Here is a 503-nt window from a genome sequence, read left to right on the forward strand (position 1 = left end):
CCAAAAATAACATTTGGATATTTTTTAGTCTCTTCTTTATATTTTCTAAAAAGCTTAGAATTTTTTTCATCATTAACTGGATAATAGGCCTCTTTTGTGCGATCCCAATTTTGAGGGAATTCTTTCGTTAAAATCGTATATCCCTCGTCAGCTTTTTTATCGAAATGTCTCCACTCCATCACACGAGTATAGGGCGTTTCTGCATCAGTATAATTGATGACAGCATTTCCTTGAATATTGTCAGATTTTACAGTTTCTGTTTCGAAGCGTACAGAGCGATATTCCAGTTCTCCAAAAGAATAATCAAAAAACTGATCAATCATTCCCGTATAAACAATTTTTGGAAACTCTTCTAAAAATACTTCTTTATCACTGAAAAAATCCACACCTGTTTGAACATCAATAAGGTCAGAATCAAGCATTTTATCAAATATTGCAGTATATCCATCAACTGGAACCCCTTGATAACGATGATTGAAGTAATTATTATCAAACGTATAGCG

Annotated in this window: 1 protein-coding gene; it reads right to left on the reverse strand. The window is 32.8% G+C overall.

Translation table 11 applies throughout. The annotated features are described in order from the left end of the window. The coding region (locus tag IAE52_RS11420) for a UDP-galactopyranose mutase (RefSeq protein WP_200136807.1) at positions 1-503 on the reverse strand (503 nt) is incomplete at both ends.

Source organism: Lactococcus sp. S47, assembly GCF_016517475.1.
Lineage (GTDB): Bacteria > Bacillota > Bacilli > Lactobacillales > Streptococcaceae > Lactococcus > Lactococcus lactis.